Source organism: Flavobacterium tiangeerense, assembly GCF_007830355.1.
Lineage (GTDB): Bacteria > Bacteroidota > Bacteroidia > Flavobacteriales > Flavobacteriaceae > Flavobacterium > Flavobacterium tiangeerense.
This window is the reverse complement of sequence record NZ_VLKO01000023.1, coordinates 1-1,671: the sequence shown is the minus strand read 5'-3', so window position 1 is coordinate 1,671 and position 1,671 is coordinate 1. Positions and strand designations below refer to the sequence as shown.

Below are 1,671 nucleotides of genomic sequence, written 5' to 3'. Positions count from 1 at the left end.
TTTATCACCAAAAAAACAAAAACAAAAGCCGGAGTTGTAAGTGAAATACAAGCAAAAGTACCAACTTCTCTAAAAACAGCTTTCATAGACTTGAATACCGACTTTTTAAGGCATTTTATTTTTACAAACTACAACCTAAAACCAAAAATAAACCTCGCTTAAATGTCCTTAAACGAGGTTGTTTTTTATCCTTATCTTGAAATTTTACTTTTTTAAGAGAGTTGCGCAACAGCTACGTGTGTTATGTGAGGTTCCTTATAGTCTGCTTTTTAAATCCATCATTCCATGAAGAATTCTTGCGATTTCTATTTCGTTCTTTGATATAATTGAGTAGAAGATAATATGTTCACCTGATTTAAAACCTAATATTCCTTTTGTTACTATATCATAGTTTCTGCCAAGTTCTGGATTATTTGCTAAATCATCACAGGATGCCAAAAGTAAATCATAATACTTTTCAGCTTGCATTTCAGACCAAGTTTCGATTGTATAATCCCAAATTTCAGTTAAGTCATCAACAGCTTTATTTGTTAAATAATATTTAGCCATTTGATTTTTTTCTTGCTTTTAAAACGTTAAGATGTTTTTTAGCATCAAAATCTACTGCACGTCCACTATCAATTCCATCATTAATCGCTTTTCTTAAAGCTACAATTTTATTTTCCTCATCTTCTAAAAGACGAAGACCGGCTCTGACAACTTCACTTGCGTTATTGAATCTTCCATCATTTACACTGTGTTCGATAAAACTTTCGAAATGATTACCTAGCGATATAGAAGTATTTCGTCCCATAATTTTTTTTAGCTAAGTTACCAAAAAATGGTAACTTTTCAAATTATCCCGTATTTTTTTTTGGAATCTCACATAACGTCCCGGCGCTTGGCGAGTTTGGGGATTAAGGAAGCCTAATTTTTCGATTAAAGACTAAACTTTGCAAGTACAAGACCATCTTTAAATTAAGCCTAAAACCCCAATCTTGCCAAACGCCTGTTGTGTGCAGTATTTATGAGACAATGCAATTTCCAGTCTTTTTATAAATTCCATTTGATTTCATTTTAAAATAACCGTTAAAGTTAATCTCAAAAAATACTGATTCGTAAGTTTCTGGACAACCATTATACTTTAAAAGGTTCATCTCATAGCCCTTTTTAGTTTTTTTATAAGACCCTCCTCTTTCATTCTCTTTATCTATCCAGAGTCCTTGTGTTTTACCAACTAAAATTGCTTCTGAGATATTGTCAATTTTTCCAATAAAATTTAATAATGTCTTTTCATCTGTGACATAATTCAACCCATTATTGTCAATGTAAATTATATATGAATAGCAAAATCCAGGGTGGCATTCTACAAAAAAACCTTGATTAGGTTCTTCTATTTTGTAACTTGATAATAATTTTTTGTCACCAACTTCTTTGACTACTTTATTTGAAGATGTCTCTACATATTTCCAGTACAAAATTGTTTTATTTGGAAGTATGCTGTTTATTAGTTGATCTCTGTCAGTAAATTTTTTCTCAATTCTTAAATATCTGCTATTTTGTTTACAGGATAAAAATGTTGTCAAAACGGTAATTGTAAGTATAATTTTTAATGTCATTTCAACTCTAAGGTTTTTTTAATATTGCACACAACGTTCTGGCACTACAGCGGGTTTGGGACTAAATTAAGCC

Annotated in this window: 3 protein-coding genes; all 3 read right to left on the bottom strand. The window is 30.9% G+C overall.

All coding sequences use genetic code 11. From position 1 onward, the window contains the following. Positions 1 to 255: 255 nt before the first annotated feature. The 3 genes from IQ05_RS15275 to IQ05_RS15265 all read right to left on the bottom strand — a co-directional run bounded on the left by IQ05_RS15275 (position 256) and on the right by IQ05_RS15265 (position 1,598). Positions 256 to 549 carry a type II toxin-antitoxin system RelE/ParE family toxin gene (locus IQ05_RS15275; RefSeq protein ID WP_078226410.1) on the bottom strand — a complete coding sequence of 98 codons (294 nt, stop codon included), beginning with the start codon at positions 547 to 549 and terminating at the stop codon, positions 256 to 258. Then, positions 542 to 793, bottom strand: coding sequence for a type II toxin-antitoxin system ParD family antitoxin (locus IQ05_RS15270; RefSeq protein ID WP_073211048.1), 252 nt, complete (start codon positions 791 to 793; stop codon positions 542 to 544). The genes IQ05_RS15275 and IQ05_RS15270 overlap by 8 nt, the downstream gene beginning before the upstream one ends. Positions 794 to 1,004: 211 nt before the next feature. Next, positions 1,005 to 1,598, bottom strand: coding sequence for a hypothetical protein (locus tag IQ05_RS15265; protein ID WP_144894324.1), 594 nt, complete (start codon positions 1,596 to 1,598; stop codon positions 1,005 to 1,007). Between the last annotated feature and the right edge of the window lie 73 nt (positions 1,599 to 1,671).